The sequence below is a fragment of the Accumulibacter sp. genome (genome assembly GCF_029255145.1).
In the GTDB taxonomy this organism is placed as follows: domain Bacteria; phylum Pseudomonadota; class Gammaproteobacteria; order Burkholderiales; family Rhodocyclaceae; genus Accumulibacter.
On sequence record NZ_JAPUVQ010000131.1, the window covers coordinates 1 to 19,959 of the forward strand.

At 65.4% G+C, this 19,959-nt stretch carries 20 protein-coding genes; 17 read left to right on the forward strand and 3 right to left on the reverse strand.

The annotated features are described in order from the left end of the window. Positions 1-190: hypothetical protein (locus Q1L50_RS15450; protein WP_300340261.1), on the reverse strand; the 190-nt coding region annotated here is incomplete at its 3' end. On the opposite strand from Q1L50_RS15450, the gene Q1L50_RS15455 reads away from it, so the two are divergent. From Q1L50_RS15455 to Q1L50_RS15470, 4 genes are all read left to right on the forward strand, one after another. Further along, complete coding sequence (locus Q1L50_RS15455) at positions 189-1,670, forward strand: hypothetical protein (RefSeq protein ID WP_300340263.1); 1,482 nt, start codon at positions 189-191, stop codon at positions 1,668-1,670. The two genes, Q1L50_RS15450 and Q1L50_RS15455, sit on opposite strands and share 2 nt — an antisense overlap. Before the next feature lie 10 nt (positions 1,671-1,680). Further along, entirely contained in the window at positions 1,681-3,858 is a 2,178-nt protein-coding gene (locus Q1L50_RS15460; protein ID WP_300340266.1) for a hypothetical protein, read from the forward strand. Between the two features lie 69 nt (positions 3,859-3,927). Next, on the forward strand, positions 3,928-4,815 hold the full coding sequence (locus Q1L50_RS15465) for a formylglycine-generating enzyme family protein (RefSeq protein WP_300340269.1): 888 nt from the start codon (positions 3,928-3,930) through the stop codon (positions 4,813-4,815). Between the two features lie 290 nt (positions 4,816-5,105). Next, positions 5,106-5,333 (forward strand): hypothetical protein, encoded by a 228-nt coding sequence (locus tag Q1L50_RS15470; RefSeq protein WP_300340272.1) that lies wholly within the window; start codon positions 5,106-5,108, stop codon positions 5,331-5,333. Positions 5,334-5,407: 74 nt separating this feature from the next. Here the strand turns inward: Q1L50_RS15470 and Q1L50_RS15475 are convergent, their stop codons facing one another. Next, entirely contained in the window at positions 5,408-5,812 is a 405-nt protein-coding gene (locus Q1L50_RS15475; protein ID WP_300340275.1) for a PIN domain-containing protein, read from the reverse strand. Beyond that, on the reverse strand, positions 5,799-6,032 hold the full coding sequence (locus tag Q1L50_RS15480) for an AbrB/MazE/SpoVT family DNA-binding domain-containing protein (protein ID WP_300340277.1): 234 nt from the start codon (positions 6,030-6,032) through the stop codon (positions 5,799-5,801). The genes Q1L50_RS15475 and Q1L50_RS15480 overlap by 14 nt, the downstream gene beginning before the upstream one ends. Positions 6,033-6,152: 120 nt before the next feature. Here Q1L50_RS15480 and Q1L50_RS15485 point away from each other — a divergent pair, with 120 nt between their 5' ends. From Q1L50_RS15485 to Q1L50_RS15545, 13 genes are all read left to right on the forward strand, one after another. Then, on the forward strand, positions 6,153-6,449 hold the full coding sequence (locus Q1L50_RS15485) for a type II toxin-antitoxin system RelE/ParE family toxin (RefSeq protein WP_300340441.1): 297 nt from the start codon (positions 6,153-6,155) through the stop codon (positions 6,447-6,449). Between the two features lie 2 nt (positions 6,450-6,451). Continuing rightward, positions 6,452-6,766 (forward strand): addiction module antidote protein, encoded by a 315-nt coding sequence (locus tag Q1L50_RS15490; protein ID WP_300340280.1) that lies wholly within the window; start codon positions 6,452-6,454, stop codon positions 6,764-6,766. Between the two features lie 45 nt (positions 6,767-6,811). After that, on the forward strand, positions 6,812-7,840 hold the full coding sequence (locus Q1L50_RS15495; protein WP_300340282.1) for a formylglycine-generating enzyme family protein: 1,029 nt from the start codon (positions 6,812-6,814) through the stop codon (positions 7,838-7,840). Positions 7,841-7,973: 133 nt separating this feature from the next. After that, a complete protein-coding gene (gene avd, locus Q1L50_RS15500; protein WP_300340284.1) occupies positions 7,974-8,339 on the forward strand; it encodes a diversity-generating retroelement protein Avd in 366 nt (121 codons plus the stop codon). A 97-nt stretch (positions 8,340-8,436) separates the two neighbouring features. Beyond that, positions 8,437-9,597, forward strand: coding sequence for an RNA-directed DNA polymerase (locus Q1L50_RS15505; protein WP_300340287.1), 1,161 nt, complete (start codon positions 8,437-8,439; stop codon positions 9,595-9,597). Between the two features lie 236 nt (positions 9,598-9,833). Further along, complete coding sequence (locus tag Q1L50_RS15510; RefSeq protein WP_300340288.1) at positions 9,834-10,526, forward strand: GntR family transcriptional regulator; 693 nt, start codon at positions 9,834-9,836, stop codon at positions 10,524-10,526. After that, positions 10,523-11,620 carry a branched-chain amino acid ABC transporter substrate-binding protein gene (locus Q1L50_RS15515; RefSeq protein WP_300340289.1) on the forward strand — a complete coding sequence of 366 codons (1,098 nt, stop codon included), beginning with the start codon at positions 10,523-10,525 and terminating at the stop codon, positions 11,618-11,620. Before Q1L50_RS15510 ends, Q1L50_RS15515 begins: the two co-directional genes overlap by 4 nt. A 198-nt stretch (positions 11,621-11,818) precedes the next feature. Continuing rightward, on the forward strand, positions 11,819-14,968 hold the full coding sequence (gene putA, locus Q1L50_RS15520; protein WP_300340292.1) for a bifunctional proline dehydrogenase/L-glutamate gamma-semialdehyde dehydrogenase PutA: 3,150 nt from the start codon (positions 11,819-11,821) through the stop codon (positions 14,966-14,968). A 232-nt stretch (positions 14,969-15,200) separates the two neighbouring features. Then, on the forward strand, positions 15,201-16,115 hold the full coding sequence (locus Q1L50_RS15525; RefSeq protein WP_300340294.1) for a branched-chain amino acid ABC transporter permease LivH: 915 nt from the start codon (positions 15,201-15,203) through the stop codon (positions 16,113-16,115). Then, positions 16,115-17,419 (forward strand): high-affinity branched-chain amino acid ABC transporter permease LivM, encoded by a 1,305-nt coding sequence (livM, locus tag Q1L50_RS15530; RefSeq protein ID WP_300340297.1) that lies wholly within the window; start codon positions 16,115-16,117, stop codon positions 17,417-17,419. Before Q1L50_RS15525 ends, livM begins: the two co-directional genes overlap by 1 nt. Next, the gene (locus Q1L50_RS15535; RefSeq protein ID WP_300340299.1) at positions 17,416-18,255 is read left to right on the forward strand and encodes an ATP-binding cassette domain-containing protein; all 840 of its coding nucleotides are present in this window, start codon (positions 17,416-17,418) and stop codon (positions 18,253-18,255) included. Before livM ends, Q1L50_RS15535 begins: the two co-directional genes overlap by 4 nt. Next, positions 18,255-18,983: an ABC transporter ATP-binding protein gene (locus tag Q1L50_RS15540; protein WP_300340444.1), complete on the forward strand. Its 729-nt coding sequence runs from the start codon at positions 18,255-18,257 to the stop codon at positions 18,981-18,983. Before Q1L50_RS15535 ends, Q1L50_RS15540 begins: the two co-directional genes overlap by 1 nt. 21 nt (positions 18,984-19,004) lie before the next feature. Further along, a complete protein-coding gene (locus tag Q1L50_RS15545) occupies positions 19,005-19,904 on the forward strand; it encodes a DMT family transporter (RefSeq protein WP_300340303.1) in 900 nt (299 codons plus the stop codon). The last annotated feature ends 55 nt before the right edge of the window (positions 19,905-19,959 follow it).

Here is a 19,959-nt window from a genome sequence, read left to right on the forward strand (position 1 = left end):
TCACCTCATGCGCTTCATGCAGCAGCGCCTCGCTCCCAACGCCCCAGACACCGGCTGACTTACCCCTTCCAACAGTCCGTACCTTCACCACCCGCCACCATGGAATTTGAAATGAGAACTGCTGTTGAATTTCGTCTTTCGTATGGCTATTCTGTGACTTCGCTAACCGACCGACTCCGGGAGAAAACATGGCCGCCCAACGCATCTCCGAAGCCCTTGACATCGCCAATCAGGAGGCAGACCGCGCCGCGGAGTCGGCGCGAAAGACTGACGACGCCGCGCATCAGGCCGAAGCGCATCGACAGGCCGCCGAGCATGACGCGCAAGCGGCGACGCAAGCGGCGCAGCAGAGCGACCAGCACGCCCAGCACGCCGTCGCGGGCCAGGAACGCGCCGAGTCGGAAGCCGCCGCGTCGAGCCAGTCCGCGTCGGAGTCGCACGACCATGCCAGGTCAACTCAGGATTCGGCTGGTCAGGCGCAGGAGCATTCGTCGCACGCCGGCTCCTCGGCCCAGGAGGCGCAGAGCGAGGCGTCGGTTGCCGGCCAATCCGCCGGCGAGGCGCAGCAACACGCAACATCCTCCGGGCAATCGGCAGCGCAGGCTCAGGATGCCTCTGGGCAGGCTGCACAGTCGGCCGCGCATGCTCAGGATGAATCACAGCACGCCACACAGGCCGCTGGCCAGGCCCAGGCGGCCGCGCAGACCGCGGATCAGGCCGGGCACGCGGCGCAGGATCAGGCGCACGCCGCATCCGCGTCGGCCGAGCAGGCGCATCAACAGGCCGAGCAGGCCGCCCACTCGGCGCAGGAATCGCAAAGCCAGGCATCGGCCGCCGCCCAGTCCGCGCAACAGGCCGGCGAGCAGGCCGCGCACGCCGAGCAGGCGGGCCAGGAGGCGCAGACTTCGGCGACCCAGGCGGGGCAATCGGCGCAGACCTCGGACCAGCACGCGCAGGAGGCGCAGCAGGCATCGGCCGAGGCCGGCAACCGCGCCTCACAAGCCGAGGCCTCGGCCGGCGAAGCTTCGGCGCAGGCCAGCGAAGCACAGGCCGCCGCCCAGCACGCTGCGGCAGAGGCGCAAAGCGCCGAGGGCGCCGCCGCGCAGGCCAGCGAGCAGTCCGGGCAGGCGGCGGCGGCCGCTTCCCAGTCTCAGGAAGCGGCGCAGCAGGCCGAAGCGCAGGCCGCGCAGGCCGGCGAATCGGCGAGCAAGGGACAGACCGTCCTCAGCTCGATCGAACAGCTTTCGACGCAGGCCGGCGCGGCGGTCGAAGAGGCGACCCGGCACTCGCAGGAGGCTGGCGAGCACGCCACGCAAGCGCAGCAACACAGCGAACGCGCCGGGCAGACCGCGCAGGAAGTCGAGCAGCGCCTCGGCGAAGCGCAGAACGTCTTCGAGCAGACCCAGGATCTGCACCGTCAGGCCGAGGAAACGCTCGCGCAACTGAAACAGGTGCTCAGCGAGGGCCAGCAAGCCAAGGAAGAAGCCGACCAGGCCAGGGACGAAGCCGGCCGCTTGCGCGACGAGGCTCAGCGCGCGCTCGACCGCGCCGAAGCGGCGAGTCGCCAGGCCGAACAGCATGAGTCATCGGCATCCCGGTCCGCCAGCGACGCCGAATCTTCGGCATCACAAGCGCAAGCGGCGTGGTCACGTGCCATGTCGATGATCTAAGGAGATCTCAATGGCTTCCGGAGCAGCGATTCTGGCGTACCTGAGCGGCAAGAGTTACAAGGAATGGGGCAGCCAGGATGTTCCAGGCTGGAAAGTGCTGGATTATGCCGCCCACTCGTCGGGTTTTCAGGCGGTGGCGTACCAGAACGGCAAGACCGGCGAAATCGTTGTCGCCTACCGAGGGACCGAACCCGGTGAGACTTGGGGTAGAGACCTCAGGGCGGATGGCGGTATCGGGCTCAATCAGATTCCGTTCGTCGGAAAGTATTTTTCCAACGTCGGGGCAACCGACTCGCTCGACACACAAGTACGTCTGGCCAATGACTTCGCCAAACAAATCGCGCTCAACAACCCCGGCCAGCCCATTGCGTACACCGGGCACTCGCTTGGCGGATTCATTGCCGAAGTGCAAGCGTCGCGGGACGGTAGTGAAGCGGTCGTGTTCAATGCCCCTGGTGCAAAGACCTATATTGAAAACCACATCACTGGGGCCGACACCTCGCACCTGGTCAATCATGTGCGTGAGTCCGATGTTGTCAAGGGCCTGGGCGGAGAACACCCCGGACAGGTTGAACACTACCCCGCCAGTGCCTGGGACGCACCGGGTTACGACCCAACGGGAAAGTTGGAGCAGCACAATATTGATTTCTTCTCTTCCGATCTCTTGGGCGGGATGAAATCAAAGGAGCAGTTGTTGCGAGAAGCTGCCCCGTCGCTGCCAGGGATTGATTCCAGCGACGGGGGCGGACCCTCCAGCGGCTCCGTCAGCGAAGCGGCGCGCCGTGCCGAGGCGGCGTCCGGGGACGCGCATGCGGCGGAGGAACGCGCCAGAACTGGCTCGGGAGCGGCGGAAACGTCGCACCGGGAAGCCACCGGCCGTGAACAGGCCGCCGCGCAGTCCGGCCAGCAGTCCACGGCCCACGCCGAGGCGGCGGCTGTCGCTGGCGTCAAGTCAACGGAGTCGGCGCAGGCCGCGTCCAGCGAAGCGGCCACCGCGCAGGCGGGAGACACGCAGGCCGGCAAAGCCGCGCAGACTGCCGAAGCGGCGCATGGTGAGGCTGCACAGCACGCGCAACAAGCCGGGGCGGCGAATCAGTCGTCCGAACATTCCGCTGCCGACGCGCAAGCGCAGTCCGAGCACGCCGAGGGCGCACTCACGCAGGCCGAAGCGGAGGCACAAGCAGCCCAGGCGCATGGTCAGGAGGCAGACAGTGCGCAACATGAGGCCCAGGAGTCGGCGCAGTTGGCCGAACAGGGCGCCGCCGAGGCGACGGCGCAGGCCGAGGCCGCGCACGCCGCCGACGAGCAGGCCGCCGCGCAGGAGCAGGCCGCCGAACAAGCCGGTGGCCAGTCGGCGGAAGCCGCCCAGCAAGCCGATGCGCACCTGGCCGAGGCCAGCCAGTCCGCCGCCCAGGCGGAAGCAGGGCAACAGCAGGCGCAGACCGCCATGGCCGAGTCCGATCAGGCCGCGCAGCAGTCCGGCACCGCCGCCGAGTCGGCTCGCGAACGGAGTGCTCAGGCAGGCGAGGCGGCCACCGCGGCGCAGGCCGGGCTCGAGACCGCCACCCATGCCGCACACGAGGCTTCAGCGCAGGCGCAAACGACGTCCGACGAAAAGGAACAGGCCCTCGCCGCAGCCACTGAGGCCGAGACCGCCGCCCGGGAAGCCCAGGCGCACGCCGACGAATCGGCGACCGGACGCTCGGAATCCGAACAGCAGGCGCAGGCCGCCGCACAAGACGTCGAAACACTGACCGGGATCGACTCGCAGTCGCAGACGCTTGCCGGCGAGATCGACGGCCACGCCAAGGCCTGCGGGCAGGCTTGCGAGCAGACGCAAGCGGCCGAGACGCAGGCCGGTGAGCGCGCCGGATCGGCCGGCGAGGCGCTGGCCAAAGCCGATGCCACCTTGCGCGAGCTTCAGAGCATCCAGGAACGCACCCAGCAAACCACGCAAAACGTGCAGGAACTGCTGCGCGAAGCGGAGCGGGTCAGACAGCAGATCGAGGACCTCAAGGCGCAGACGCTGCAGACCAGGGACGAGACCGAGCGCCTGCTGGACGACGCTTCGCAACTGGCGGAACAGACCGAGCAGGTGCAGGGTGATTCGGAGTCGCACGCGTCGTCGACCGGGAACGAGGCCAGCCGCGCCTATGCCGCCGCTCAGTCGGCCGAGTCATTGATCTGATTATTGCCGGGCACGCTTGCCGGGTATGGCCGCTGCATCTGGCGCGACAAGAGAGGAAGAAGAACGGTCATGACCCATCGAGTGCTATGGGGCGCGGTCTTGCTTGGCGTGCATTGCGCCGCATGGGGCTTCTTGCCGGACGAACCCAAGCCGGTGCCGAAAGCGGTCCCCAAGGCGGTACCTAAGCCGCTGCCGAAAGCCGCGCCGAAGCCGCAGGAGGCGGCGCCCGTCGTAGCGCCTCCGGCGAAAGCGGCTACCGAGCGCCGCCCCGGCGAAGTGTTCAGGGATTGTTCGGACTGCCCGGAGATGATGGTCGTTCCGGCCGGGAGTTTCGACATGGGCGGCAGCGGTAGCGATGAAAGCCCCGTGCATCGCGTCAACCTCCGCAGCTTCGCGATGGGCAAGACCGAAGTCACGCAAGGGCAATGGCGTGCGGTGATGGGCAGTAACCCGAGCAGTTTCAGCAACTGCGGCGCCGATTGCCCGGTGGAACAGGTGAGCTGGAACGATGCGCAAGATTATGTGCGCAAGTTGAGCGCCAACACCGGCAAGACTTACCGCTTGCCGAGTGAAGCGGAATGGGAATACGCCTGCCGAGCGGGGGGAAAGCATGAATACTGTGGTGGTGACAGCATCGAGAGCGTGGCTTGGTACGACAGTAATAGCGGGAACAAGACACATTCACATTCGGTGGCTGGAAAACAGGCCAACGCCTTTGGCCTCTACGACATGAGCGGCAATGTCTGGGAATGGACGGAGGATTGCTGGAATGGCAGTTACAACGGTGCGCCGAGCGATGGCAGCGCCTGGACAAGTGGCGATTGCGGGCGGCGCGTGCTGCGCGGCGGTTCCTGGGACCTCAAGCCGCAGGGCGCGCGCTCGGCCAAGCGCGGCAGGTACGGCACGGCGAACCGGGACGGCTACATCGGTTTTCGTCTGGCCAGGATGCTTCCGTAGCGTCAGCGCAGGAAGCTTGCTCCTTGTTTCTTTACCCCTTTACCGCTTGAAAGATGAGAACACTGGATCGTAGCGACGGGGTTGTAAGCTTTGGGGTGCAGGGGCGAAGCCCCTGCTCGCGAATTTTTTTGCCATGACCGGCACGCGAACGTCAGGTTTTGGAATCTTCCATCAGGCATCACGTTTCAGCGGTCTCCGTTTCGTGCCGTCGTATCGCCAGCCCACGTCAAGGAGGTTGGGGCGATCGTGGAAACCAGCGAACGGCTGGAAATGGAAACTCAGGAGGAACCATGAGTAGCGAAACCCTGATGACCGAAGAACGACTTATCCGTCAAGCGACCGGTGCCTTGATCGAGAGTCTGGGTATCATGGAGGCCACCCGCTTTCTCACCCTCAAGCGCCAAGGCCGTCTGGAGTCTGAGGAACGACACAGAGCATGGCAAGGAGAGCTGGACAAGGAAGCGTTCTTCGCCGAGGTTTTTGGAGCAGAACACGGGTCCAAAGCAGGGGAAGAATAATTGTGGAAAAGGCAGTGAAAAAGCGCCTGTTACCCTGAACCAAGCGTCGGGTCTGGCCATGTCCTTGGGCGCAATCAGCGGAATGGGTTTTTAATGACGAGGCTCCGATTTACCACCAATCCGTGCTGCATATCTTCGGACCAGAGAACCGAACAGCCGGCGAGCAAGGCTGCACTGGCGATCATCGCATCATAGATCGACAGCAGATACTGCTCCGCAATCCCTAATCCCAGTGCGTGCGACTCCTCCGTCAGCGGAGGAATCTCCAGGACTTCGCGGATCGTTTCGAGTATCTCGCGAATTTCGGCGATCGACATCTTCAATTTGCGCGAGGCGACCGAAGCAAATTCGTTGAGTACCTGCACACTGATGGTGCCGCCGGCCTGAATCAGCTGTTCGGCACGATCCGCTTTTCCAGCGTCACCTGAAAGCAGGTACAGGAGCACGTTCGTGTCGATGAAGTGTTCAGATGCGCTCACTGGCTTCAAGCCGGTCGAACTTGAAATCGGCGGGCAAGCGGCCGCGGAACTTCCGCAGCCGCGCCAGAAGTTCCGGAACGTCCGGCTTCCTGGCGATCTCAAAAGCCCGCGTGCCAACCACCTGGATCTCGATCTCGTCGCCCTCCTCCAGACGCATGGCCTGGACAACCGCCGCCGGAATCCGCACCGCAAGACTATTGCCCCATTTGGCCACTTGCATGACACACCCTCCATCCATTGATGATATACGCCGCCCATTGTATATCTACACGGACCACTACACTACCGAACGCTGCAGCTGAACGTTGACCATTTGTAATTGATCGACTACAGTTCGTTCATGTTCTCGATCAGGCTGCTGCCCGAATTCACCAAATGGTTCGACGGCCTGAAAGACGGCACGACCAGGCGTCGCCTGGTGGCTCGGTTGCGCAAGGCGCAGCTTGGCAATCTTGGCGACGTCAAAGCGGTGGGGCACGGCGTGTTCGAGATGCGGGAGCACTTCGGACCGGGCTGGCGAATGTACTACGTGCAGCGTGGCGCGGTGCTGATCGTCATGTTGGGCGGTGGCGACAAGTCCACGCAGCCCGCCGATATTTCCAGGGCCGTACATCTTGCGGCCCACATCGAGGAGTGATCATGGGCGAGAAAATCCGTGTTGCCGACCTTCCTGAGTTCGATGCGGCCGAACATCTCGACAGCGAGTGCGCGATTGCCGAGTACTTGACGGCGATGATCGAGGATGGCGATCCCGCTTTGCTGGCGGCTGCCCTGGGCGACATTGCCCGTGCTCGCGGCATGAGCGAGATTGCCAAGGCATCCGGGATTACCCGCGAGGCGCTGTACAAGGCGCTTCGTCCTGGTGCGCAACCGCGCTTCGACACCATCGCCAGGGTGTGCTCTGCTCTTGGCGTCCGCCTGGTTGCTCAGTCCATACACGAGCCGGCAGTTTGAGGCTGCAGTTCTCCCTGAAAACGGAAAACCAGGAGGTAGTCATTGATGACGCATCGAATTCGAATTCTATGGGGCGCGGTCTTGCTTGGTGTGGCTTGCGCGGCGTGGGGCTTTTTGCCGGATGAACCCAAGCCGGTGCCGAAGGCGGTTCCCAAGGCGGCGCCGAAAGCCGCGCCGAAGCCGCAGGAACCGGCGGCGGTCGCAGCACAGCGTGCGAAACCCGTTGCCGAGCGGCGCCCCGGCGAAGTGTTCAGGGACTGCGCGGATTGCCCGGAAATGGTCGTCATCCCCGCGGGTAGTTTCGACATGGGTTCTCCCGCCTCGGAATCCGACCGCGACAACGACGAAGGCCCGCAGCACCGCGTGAGTGTCAAGCCCTTCGCCGCCGGCAAGTACGAAGTCACGCGCGGCCAGTTTGCCGCGTTTGTCAATGCCACGGGCCACAACGCCGGCAATGAGTGCTCCACCTTTGAAGGTGGCAAGGCTGAGAAGCGTAGCGGGCGCAACTGGCAGAATTCCGGCTATTCGCAAGCCGACAACCACCCGGTGGTCTGTCTGAATTGGGACGACGCCAAGGCCTACGCCGCATGGCTTTCGAGCAAGACGAACAAGAGCTACCGCTTGCTGAGCGAAGCCGAATGGGAGTACGCGGCGCGAGCGGGTAGCAGCACGGCCCGATTCTGGGGCGAAAGCCCGGATCAAGCCTGTGCTTACGCCAACGTGATGGATGCCACGGGCAAGAGTCAGGTGCCGGGGGTCACCTGGGAGGCGCACAACTGCAACGACGGCAGTGCCTACACCGCGAGCGTTGGGAGTTACAAACCCAACGCCTTTGGCCTCTACGACATGAGCGGCAATGTCTGGGAATGGACGGAGGATTGCTGGAATGGCAGTTACAGCGGTGCGCCGAGCGATGGCAGTGCATGGACGAGCGGCGATTGCAGCGGGCGCGTGCTGCGCGGCGGTTCCTGGAACGGCATACCGCAGATCGCGCGTTCGGCCATACGCATCGGGGACGGCGCGTCGATCCGGTACGACATCTACGGTTTTCGTCTGGCCAGGATGCTTCCGTAGCGTCAGCGCAGGAAGCTTGCGCCTTGTTTCTTTACTCCTTTACCCCTTGAAAGATGAGAACATCGGATCGTAGCGACGGGGTTGTGAGCTTCGGGGTGCAGGGGCGAAGCCCCTGCTCGCGAAATTTTTTGCCATGACGGAGGCGGATCGCAGCCGCAAGAGCGGCGTCGCGCTGGAAAAGACCTACCGCTTCCTGCTGTGGCTGATCCCGGCCGTCGAGAAATTCCCCCGCAGCCAGAAGTTCCTGCTCGGCGACCGCATGCAGACGCTGGCGCTCGACGTGCAGGAAAGCCTGATCGAGGCGACGTATTCGAAGAGTCCGACGCCCCACCTGCTGGCCTGCAACCTGCGGCTCGAGAAACTGCGCTTCCTGTTTCGCCTGGCGATGGATCTGCGCTATCTGGACTTGAGCCGCTATGAATTCGCCGCGCGCGCGATCGACGAGATCGGCCGTCTGGTCGGCGGCTGGCTGAAAGCGAATCGTGCGCCGTCGGCATGACGATCTGTTCCCGGCCATCGCCAGCTTCCGCGCGCTGCACGAGGCCGCCGAGCGGGCGATTCGCGGCAAGCGGCAGAAACCCGGCGCGGCGGCGTTCATGGCCAATCGCGAAAAGGAGTTGCTGCAGATCGAGCGGCAGCTCAATGACGGCAGCTGGCGCGGCGGCGGCTATACGGTGATCGAGGTCCGCGAGCCGAAACCGCGCCGCGTCTCGGCGGCACCGTTTCGCGACCGCGTGGTGCACCACGCGCTGTGCGCGGTGGTGGCTCCAATCTTCGAGCGCAGCTTCATCGCCGACAGCTACGCCAATCGCACCGGCTACGGCACGCACCGCGCCGTGGCGCGCTACGAGCACTACCGCGACCGCTACCGGCACGTGCTGCGCGCCGATATCTACCGCTACTTCCCGGCCATCGACCACGACATCCTCAAGGCCGACTTTCGCCGCCGCATTGCCTGCCCGCCCACGCTGGCGCTGCTGGACACCATCGTCGACGGATCGAATCCGCAGGAACCGGTGAACCTCTATTTCCCCGGCGACGATCTGTTTTCACCGCTCGCGCGCCGGCGCGGCCTGCCGATCGGCAACCTGACCAGCCAGTGGTTCGCCAACCTCTATCTCGACGGCTTCGATCACTACGTCAAGGAAGTGCTGCGCGCGCCGTACCTGCGCTACGTCGACGACTTCGCGCTGTTCGCCGACGATCCGGAGGTGCTGGCGAAGTGGCGGCAGGCGATCGCCCGCTATCTGGAGGGCCGCCGCCTCGTTCTGCATCCGGCCAAGACCTTCGTCGCGGCGACCGCCGAAACCGCCACCTTCCTCGGCTATGTGCTCTGCGCCAACGGCGCGCGCCGCCTGCCCGAGGACGACCTGCGCCGGTTCCGCAACCGGCTGCGCGGCCTGCGCGACCGGTGGCGCGCGGGAACGGTGGACGAAGCAGAGATCAAGCAGCGTGTGTCGTCGTGGATCGCCCACGCCGAACACGCCGATACGTGGCGCTTGCGCCACGCCCTCTTTCGCGGCGGGTGGTTCGACCCGTTGCGGGAGCCTGACGGCCCGCCTGTCGGGCGCGTGCTGCGCGGCGGTTCCTGGAACAACAAACCGCAGAACGCGCGCTCGGCCAAACGCAACAGGAACGGCACGACGAACCGGAACAACAACAACGGTTTTCGTCTGGCCAGTACGCTTCGCATCGCCGGAGCCGGCGCCTCCACGGATGCGCCGGGTGTGCATGGAAGCATCCACGGGCCGTCATGATGAGGTGGGGTCCGCTGGCCGCGGACCTTGGGGCCGCGCCCGTCCTGGCCTGCGGGCGACGGGCGCGGCGTCCCGCGTGACATGGACCTCGTCGCCTTCGCAGCGGCAGTCCGCAGGCCGCCGGACGGCCCGGCTGCCGATTGGTGCACTGCAGCTTGCCATCACCGGGCTCACGCTGTAAGGTCGCCGCCTGGAACTTATATCGTATACGATTTCCGGAGCACCCAGCATCGCCCATGTCGACGGTTCTTGAACTGATCTCTGCCCAGAAGATGCCGCGCCTCAGCGCGTCTGATCATGTGGCCCAGACGCTCAAGAAAGCAATTGTCGACGGCCTGCTGCCGGCCGGCGAACTGCTCCGGCAGGACGAGATTGCCAGCCACTTCCACGTCAGCAAGATTCCCGTTCGCGAAGCGCTCAAGCACCTTGAAGCCAAGGGTCTGGTGACCTTCCTGCGCAACCGTGGCGCCGTCGTTGCCTCGCTGTCGGCCGCCGAGATCGACGAGTACATGGAAATCCGGGCGATGCTCGAAGCCAGGGCAGCACGCCTTGCTGCCGCACAGATTGACGACCAGACCATCGAACACGCGCGCCAGCACGTCGACGCCTTTGCGCTGGCCACCGACGCCAGTGGCTGGGGCGAACTGAACTGGCTCTTTCACTCGACCCTTTACAGCGCGGCGGGACGGCCGATCCTGCTCGCCGAGATCCGCACGCTGTACAACAAGGTCGAGCGTTACGTACGCGCGCTCTTGTCCGTCACCACCGAAATGCCCAAGACCCAGCACGAACACGCCGCGATTCTCGACGCGTTCGTCCGCCGGGACCCCGACGCGGCGGCAGAACTCACTCGGGCACATGTGCTCGAAGCGGGTGCGTCACTTGTCAATTACCTTAATGAGCACCGTAGCAAAGGAGGAAACAAATGAGAAAACAGATCCTGATGGCCGGCTTCAGCCTGCTGGCCCTGGCTGGCGGCAACGCCAGCGCCGACATTCTGGTGGCCATCGCCGGACCGATGACCGGTCAGTACGCGTCGGCGGGAGACCAGATCCGCAAAGGCGCCGAGATGGCGATCGCCGACATCAACGCCAAGGGTGGCGTGCTCGGCCAGAAGCTGCAGCTTGAAGTCGGCGACGACGCATGCGACCCGAAGCAGGCCGTTTCAGTTGCCAACACGATGGTCAACAAGAAGATCGTCTTCATGCACGGCCACTGGTGTTCGAGTTCGACGATCCCTGCCTCGGACGTCTACAACGAGGCGCAGATCCCGATGGCCACCGTGTCGACCAACCCGCAGGTGACCGAGCGTGGTCTCAAGAACGTCTTCCGGATCATGGGTCGCGACGACCAGCAGGGCCTGGTCGCCGGCGATTTCCTGGCCGAACATTTCAAGGGCAAGAAGATCGCCGTGGTCGACGACAAGAGCGCCTACGGCAAGGGCCTCGCCGACGAAATTGCCAAGGCGATGGAAGCCAAGGGCGTCAAGCCGACGCTGCGCGAGTCGATCACCGCCGGCGAAAAGGACTATTCCGGACTGGTCAGCAAGCTCAAGTCGGCCGGTGTTGAAGTGATGGCCTTCGGCGGCTACCACACCGAAGTGGCGCTGATCCTGCGGCAGGCGCAGCAGGCCGGCCTGAAACTGACGGTGATGGGCGGCGACACGATGACCAACTCCGAACTGGTCACCGCTGCCGGACCAGCCGCCGACAACGTGCTGTTCACGTTCTCCCCTGACCCGCGCAAGAACCCCGCGGCGGCCAGCATCGTCAAGAAGTTCCGTGACGCCAAGGTCGAGCCAGAGGGCTACGTGATGTACGCCTACGCCGCCATGCAGTTGTTCGCCGAAGCGGCCACCGCGGCCAAGAGCACCAAGTACAAGGACATGGAAAAGGCGCTGCGCGACGGCAGCTTCGAAACGGTGATCGGCAAGCTGACCTTCGACGCCAAGGGCGACAACAAACTGCCCGGCTTCAAGGTCTATCAGTGGAAAGGCGGCAAGTACGACTACGTGACCAAGTAACCTTAGGCACGCCCGGCGGCGACAGCCTGCCGGGAACATTAATCCCGGAGCCGGAACAGCGGCTCCGGCACGTACCGCGAGGCAGCTGGCCGGTTCTTGCCTCGACTGAGAACATCGCTCGGCGGCCGCCAGACGCCGGGCATTTCGGCCAGCCAGAGCGGCACCCGGCGGGCCGGATCGAATCGACTGGAAGGCAGGATGAGCGTGGCCACTACCCAAGCATTGCGCCAGCGTCTGCGTGACTATCACCGGATCGACGAAGACCGCATCGTCGAGGAGTTGATCGCGCAGGCGCGTTTCACCCATTCCGAACAGCAGGGCATCCGCGACCGGGCGACACCGCTGGTCCAGACCGTCCGCGACCGCCGCCTGAAAACCGGCGGCATCGATGCCTTCCTGACCACTTACGACCTCTCCTCGCGCGAGGGCGTGGTACTGATGTGCCTCGCCGAAGCGCTGCTGCGGATTCCCGACGCCGATACCGTCGATCGCCTGATCCGTGACAAGATCGGCAACACCGAGTGGCAGAAGCGCCTGGGCACCTCGCACAGCACCTTCGTGAACGCCGGCACCTGGGCGCTGATGCTCACCGGCCGCATCGTCAATCTCGATACCGCCGACCGCAACCTGAGCGGCACCCTCAAACGTCTGGTGGCGCGTACCGGCGAACCGGTCATCCGCCAGGCGGTAATCACCGCGATGCGCATCCTTGGCAAGCAGTTTGTCATGGGACGCAACATCAACGAGGCGCTGGAGCGCGCGCGCAGCGCCGAGAAGGCCGGCTACCGCCACTCCTACGACATGCTCGGCGAGTCGGCCCGGACCAGCGCCGACGCGCTGCGCTACTTCGACTCCTACAGCAAGGCGATCGCCGCCATCGGCGACGCGGCCGCCGGCCAGCCACCGTTCATCGCGCCGTCGATTTCGATCAAGCTCTCGGCGCTGCACCCGCGCTACGAGGTCGCCAACGAGGATCGCGTGCGCCGCGAACTGCTGCCGGCGATCAAGGCGCTGGCGGTGCGGGCCAAGGCGCGCAACGTCGGCCTGACGATCGACGCCGAGGAAGCCGACCGGCTGGAGATTTCGCTGGACCTGATCGAGGCGCTGGCCATCGACCACGAACTGGTCGGCTGGAACGGCCTCGGACTGGCCGTGCAGGCCTACCAGAAGCGCGCCCTGCCGGTCATCGACTGGCTCGCCGACGTCGCCCATCGCGGCAAGCGGCGGCTGCTGGTGCGCCTGTGCAAGGGCGCCTACTGGGACGCGGAGATCAAGATGGCGCAGGAGCGCGGCCTCGCCGATTACCCGGTATTCACCCGCAAGGTGAGCAGCGACGTCTCGTATCTGGCCTGCGCCAGACGCCTCTTCGCCGACCCGCAGGCCTTCTACCCGGCGTTCGCGACACACAACGCCCACACCCTGGCGGCAGTCGCCGAGCTGGCGATCAGCGCCGGCGGCAGCGACGAATGGGAATACCAGCGGCTGCACGGGATGGGCGAAGAGCTGTACGACCAGATCGTCGGCAAAGACAAGCTGGGGCGCGCCTGCCGGGTCTATGCGCCGGTCGGCAGCCACGAAGACCTGCTCGCCTACCTGGTCCGCCGCCTGCTCGAGAACGGCGCCAATTCGTCGTTCGTCAATCGCATCGCCGACGCCGACCTGCCGATCGACGCCCTGATCGCCGACCCCGTCGAGAGACTGGCCGCGCTGGCGGTCAAACGCCAAACACGCATCCCGCTGCCGCGCGACCTCTTCGGTGCCGAGCGCAGCAATAGTGAAGGACTGGACATGAACGACAAAGCCACGCTCGAAGACCTGCGCAGCGCGATCAAACAGAGCACCCACGTCAGCTACCTGGCGGCGCCGCTGATCGCCGGCAAACAGGGTTCAGGCGCCAGCAGCCGGCCGGTCTGCTCGCCGGCGGACCAGCGCGAGGTCGTCGGCCAGGTCATCGAGGCCAGCACCGCCGACGTCAATGCGGCGCTGGCGGTCGCCCAGGCGGCCTTCCCGGCCTGGGAAGCGACGCCCGCGAGCGTCCGCGCTGCCGCCCTCGACCGCGCCGCCGACGCGATGCAGGGGCGCCTTCCAGAACTGGTCGCGCTGATCGTTCGCGAAGGCGGGCGGACGCAGGCCGACGCCGTCTCGGAAGTTCGTGAAGCGATCGACTTCTGCCGCTACTACGCGGCGCAGGCGAAAGAGAAGTTCTCCGAAGTCATCGAACTGCCGGGTCCGACCGGCGAGCGCAACTGCCTGTCGCTGCACGGCCGCGGCGTTTTCGTCTGCATCAGCCCGTGGAACTTCCCGCTGGCCATTTTCGTCGGCCAGGTCGCCGCCGCGCTGGCGGCCGGCAACACCGTGCTGGCCAAACCGGCCGAACAAACGCCCCTGGTCGCGGCGCTGGCGGTCAGCCTGATGCACGGCGCCGGCATCCCGGTCGGGGCGCTCGCTTTCCTGCCTGGCGATGGCCGGGTCGGCGCGGCGATGGTCGCTGCCCGCGAATGCGCCGGCGTCGCCTTCACCGGTTCCACCGAGGTCGCCCGGATCATCGCCCGGACGCTGGCCGGCAAGGACGGCCCGCTGGTCCCGCTGATCGCCGAAACCGGCGGCCAGAACGCGCTGATCGCCGATTCATCGGCGCTGCCCGAGCAGATCGTCCGCGACGTCGTCGCCTCGGCCTTCAACTCCGCCGGGCAGCGCTGCTCGGCGCTGCGCGTGCTGTTTGTCCAGGCCGACATCGCCGACCGGGTCAGCAGCATGCTCGCCGGCGCGATGCAGGAACTGCGCATCGGCGACCCCGCCGACCTGCGCACCGACGTTGGACCGGTGATCGACGAAGCCGCCCGCAAGGTGCTGGTGGCCCACGCCAGCTGGCTGGACAGTTTCGCGACACCGATCCACGCCTGCCCGCTCGACGAGCAGGTGACCAGCCACGGCACTTTCTTCGCGCCGCGCGCCTACGAGATCGACAGCCTGTCGCGTCTCGAACGCGAAGTCTTCGGCCCGATCCTGCACGTCATCCGCTGGCGCGGCGAGGACCTCGACAAAGTCTGCGAGGCCATCGCCAACACCGGCTACGGCCTGACGCTGGGCATCCACAGCCGCATCGAGGAGACCATCCGTCGGATCACCTCGCGCCTGCACGTCGGCAACACCTACGTCAACCGCAACGTCATTGGCGCGGTCGTCGGCGTCCAGCCATTTGGTGGCGAAGGGCTGTCAGGCACCGGCCCGAAAGCCGGTGGCCCGCATTACCTCTACCGCTTCGCCAGCGAACGCACGCTGTCGGTCGACACCACCGCCGCCGGCGGCAATGCCAGCCTGATGGCGCTCGATGCGGGTGATGATTGACCTCGCCGCGTGGTATGCGGTGGAACCCGGAGCAGCGGAAAACAGGCTAGGGCTGGCGCAGGGTGACCGGACGTTGCTGGCAAACGGTGTTGACTTACCCTTGGCGGCCTGACCCGACCTCCATCGGGCTGGCCCAACGAGCAAGACGAGAAAAAGCTCCGGCAGCGGCGTTGCAAGCTGGCGCCACCAGAAAAATCAGCGCATTTTGCGCAAGCAGCGAAGGAGGAAGGCGATGGCACTTGCACTTCAGCAATTGATCAACGGCCTGACACTGGGCGCCGTCTACGGCCTGATCGCGATCGGCTACACGATGGTCTACGGGATCATCGGGATGATCAACTTCGCGCACGGCGATATCTACATGGTCAGCGCCTTCATCGCCGTCACGGTATTCACCATTCTGGCGACTTTCGCCATCAGTTCGGTGCCGCTGGCGCTGCTGCTGGTATTGATCGTCGCCGTCCTGTTTACCTCGGTCTATGGCTGGGCGGTCGAGCGCATCGCTTACCGGCCGCTGCGCGGGGCGACGCGTCTGGCACCGCTGATCTCGGCGATCGGCATGTCGATCTTCCTGCAGAACATGGTGCAACTGACGCAGGGCGCGCGCGTCAAGCCGATCCCGCCGGTGCTGGTCGGCGGCATCGACCTGATGACCGTCGACGGTTTCACCGTCCGGCTGGCCTACACGCAAATCCTCATCGTTTTCGTCACCGTGACGCTGATGGCCTGCTTCACTTACCTGATTACCAAGACCTCCTTCGGGCGACAGCAACGCTCGTGCGAGCAGGATCGGACGATGACCGCCCTGCTCGGGATCAATGTCGACCGGACGATTTCGCTGACCTTCATGCTTGGCGCGGCGCTCGCCGCGGTCGCCGGGGTGATGGTCACCGTCTATTACGGGGTGGTCGATTTCTTCATCGGCTTCGTGGCCGGTATCAAGGCGTTCACCGCTGCCGTCCTCGGCGGCATTGGCTCGCTGCCGGGGGCAATGCTCGGCGGCCTGTTGATCGGCCTGATCGAAGCGTTCTGGGCTGCCTACCTGTCGGCCGAATACAAGGACGTGGCGACATTCAGCATCCTGATCCTGGTGCTGATGTTCCGCCCTTCCGGCCTGCTCGGTCGCCCTGAAGTGGAGAAGGTCTGATGGCCGCCCTGGTTCTCGCCGCCCACACCATCTCGCCGGCGGCACGCTTCAAGGACGCCACGGCGGTCGCCTTCATCGCCCTGCTGCTGGGCATTCCGATGATCGGCCTGACGACCGTCGATCAGGGCGGCGCCCTGCGTGTCGCTACCCGCTGGCCAACGCTGTTCGCCTTCGTCGCCGTTGCCTTTGCCGGCCGGCTGATCCTGCGCTACGGCATCGACCAGTTCAAGGCGCGCCAGCTGACGCGCGAGCGGGCCGAAGCCGCCGTGGCACCGGTCGGCGGGCGGGCGGGCAGTCCGCTATTGACCTGGGTCGGCTGGGCGGCGCTGGGGATCGCCGTGGCCTTGCCGATCTTTTTCTCCGACAACCGCTACGTGGTCGACACCGCCACTACGGTGCTGATCTACGTGATGCTCGGCTGGGGGCTGAACGTGGTGGTCGGGCTGGCCGGCTTGCTCGATCTCGGTTACGTCGCCTTTTACGCGGTCGGCGCCTACACCTACGCCCTCCTGGCCACCCAGTTCGGCTGGGGATTCTGGCAGGCGCTACCGGTCGCCGGCGGCATGGCGGCGACCTTCGGGGTCATTCTCGGCTGGCCGACGCTGCGCCTGCGCGGCGACTACCTGGCGATCGTGACCCTCGGCTTCGGCGAGATCGTCCGGGTGATCCTGGTGAACTGGACCGAGCTGTCGGGCGGCCCGAACGGGATCGCGTCGATCCCCCGCCCGTCGTTCTTCGGCCTGGAACTGAAGCCGCCGGGGGACGATCCGACATTCGCCTCGTTCTTCGGCATCGAGTATTCGCCCAGCCATCGGATCATCTTTCTCTACTACCTGATTCTGGTGCTGGCGCTGATCACCAACGTCTTCGTGTCGCGGATGCGCAAGCTGCCGATCGGGCGCGCCTGGGAAGCGATGCGCGAAGACGAGATCGCCTGCAAGGCGATGGGCATCAATGCCCGGAATGTGAAGCTCTCGGCCTTCGCCATCGGGGCGATGCTCGGTGGCTTCGCCGGCGTCTTCTTCGCCGCCAGGATGGGTTTCATCTCGCCGGAGTCATTCACTTTCAGCGAGTCGGCGATCATCCTGGCGATCGTCGTACTCGGCGGCATGGGCAGCCAGCTGGGCGTTGTTCTGGCGGCGCTGGTGCTGGTCCTGCTGCCCGAGCTGGGGCGCGACTTTGCCGAATACCGGATGCTGCTCTTCGGCGCGGCGATGGTTCTGATCATGGTCTGGAAACCGGGCGGCATTCTCGCCCACCGCGAACCGACGATGCGCTATGTCGCCGAAGGAGAGGACCGATGAGCACCGCCACCGCTCCCCTGCTCAGTGTCGAGCGGCTGACGATGCGCTTCGGCGGTCTGCTGGCGATCGACGACATGTCGCTCGACGTCGCCGCGAGCCAGATCACCGGCGTGATCGGACCGAACGGCGCCGGCAAGACGACCTTCTTCAACTGTCTGACGGGGTTTTACAAACCTACCGAGGGCAGTGTTCGCCTGAACCACCCGCAACACGGCCTGATGCGCCTCGAAGCGCTGCCAAGCCATCAGGTGGCGCACCACGCGCAGGTCGTGCGCACCTTTCAGAACATCCGCCTGTTCCCCAAGATGACCGTCCTCGAAAACCTGATGGTTGCGCAGCACAACGCCCTGCAACACGCGTCGCGTTTCTCGCTTGCCGGCCTGCTCGGCCTGTCCGGCTATCGCCAGGCTGAACAGAAGGCGGTCGACAAGGCGATCGGCTGGCTCAAGCGCCTGGACCTGATCGACAAGGCCAATACCGCTGCCGGCGACCTCCCCTACGGCATGCAAAGGCGGATCGAGATCGCCCGCGCGCTGTGTGTCGACCCGCTGCTGCTGTGCCTCGACGAACCGGCTGCCGGCCTCAATCCGCGCGAATCGGCCGAACTCAACGAGCTGCTGAAGCATCTGTCGCGTGACGAAGGGATCGCCATCCTGCTGATCGAACACGACATGAGCGTGGTGATGAACGTCTCGGACCATATCTGCGTGCTCAACTACGGCCGCAAGATCGCCGAAGGCACCCCGGCGCACATCCAGCAGGACGCCAACGTCATCAAGGCCTACCTGGGCGAGGAAGACGCCGACGAACAACTGCACGCGGAGGCGACCCCATGATGCTGCAATTGTCGGGCGTCCATGCCCACTACGGAAGCATTCACGCGCTGCACGGCGTCGATGTGGCGGTGCAGGTCGGCGAGGTGGTCACCCTGATCGGCGCCAACGGTGCCGGCAAGTCGACGCTGATGATGTCGATCTTCGGCCAGCCGCGCGCCTCGGCCGGACGCATCGTCTTCGACGGCGAGGACATCACCGCCCTGCCAACGCACGAAATCGCCAGACGCGGGATCGCCCTGGTACCGGAAGGCCGACGCATCTTTCCGCGCATGACGGTAATCGAGAACCTGCAGATGGGCGCCGTTCTCGGCGAGGAAATGAACTTCGCCGTCGACCTGAAGCGGATGTATACGCTGTTCCCGATTCTCGAAGAGCGCTGCACGCAGAGTGCCGGAACGCTGTCGGGTGGCGAGCAGCAGATGCTGGCCATCGCCCGCGCGCTGATGAGCCGGCCGCAACTGCTGCTGCTCGACGAACCGTCGCTGGGGCTCGCGCCGCTGTACATCAAGAAGATCTTCCAGATCGTCCGCGAGTTGAACCGCGAACACGGGATGACCATCCTGCTGGTCGAGCAGAACGCGCACCACGCACTGCGCGTGGCGCATCGAGGCTACGTGCTGCAGCACGGCCAGATCATTCTCTCGGGTACCGGCAGCGAACTGCTGGCCAGTCCCGAGGTGCGCGCCGCCTATCTCGAAGGCGGCCAGAAAGCCGAGACCACCGTCTAGCCAAAGCGCACGGCGAGGCCCATGGAAACCGGCCCGCCGCCGCGCTGGCTGCCGTTCGCGGTGCTCGGCGTTGGACTGCTGGCGGTTTCCTTCGGCGCCATTCTGGCGCGCTTCGCACAGGGCTACGGCCTGCCGTCGCTGACCATCGCCACCTTGCGCCTGGGCCTGGCGGCGCTGGTGATCACCCCGCTCGCGCTCTGGCAGTCGGGTCAGGCGCTGCGCACCCTGAGCCCGCGGCAGCTGCTGCTGACCTGCGGTGCCGGCTTCTTTCTGGCGTTGCATTTCGCCACCTGGATCACTTCGCTCGAATTCACGTCGGTGGCCAGCAGCACCGCGCTGGTGACGACCAACCTGCTGTGGGTCGGAATCGCGTCGTTTTTCCTTTTCGGCGAAAAGCCGGGCCGCCTGATGGCCGTGGGGATCGTCATTTCGCTGTCCGGCAGTCTGCTGATTTTCTGGAGCGACAGCCGCAACAGCGTCCCTGGCAGCAATCCGCTGCTCGGCAACCTGCTGGCCGTCGCCGGCAGCTGGTGCTTCTCCGCCTATCTCTTGATCGGCCGCCGCCTGCGCGCCAGTCTGCCGCTGCCAGCCTACGTCTGGCTGGCCTACGGCAGCGCCTCGCTCTTCCTGCTTCTCGCCTGTCAAGCGAGCGGCACGCCGCTGGGCGGCTATGCCAGCGCTGCCTACCTGGTCGCCCTGGGGATGGCGCTGGGCCCGCAGTTGCTCGGCCACACCGCGTACAACTGGTCGCTCAGGCACGTGTCGACGACCTTCATCGCCGTCGTGACGCTCGGCGAACCAGTCGGCAGCGCAGCACTGGCGTGGCTCTTCTTTGACGAGTCGTTCGCGCTGCTACAGGGCGTCGGCTTTGTCCTGCTGCTGGTCGGCATCTATCTGGCGGCGCGTGGCGAGAGCCGCTGAAGACATCGCGGCCGCCGAGCCTGCCTGGATTGGCGCCGACGGGCAGTCGGACGAG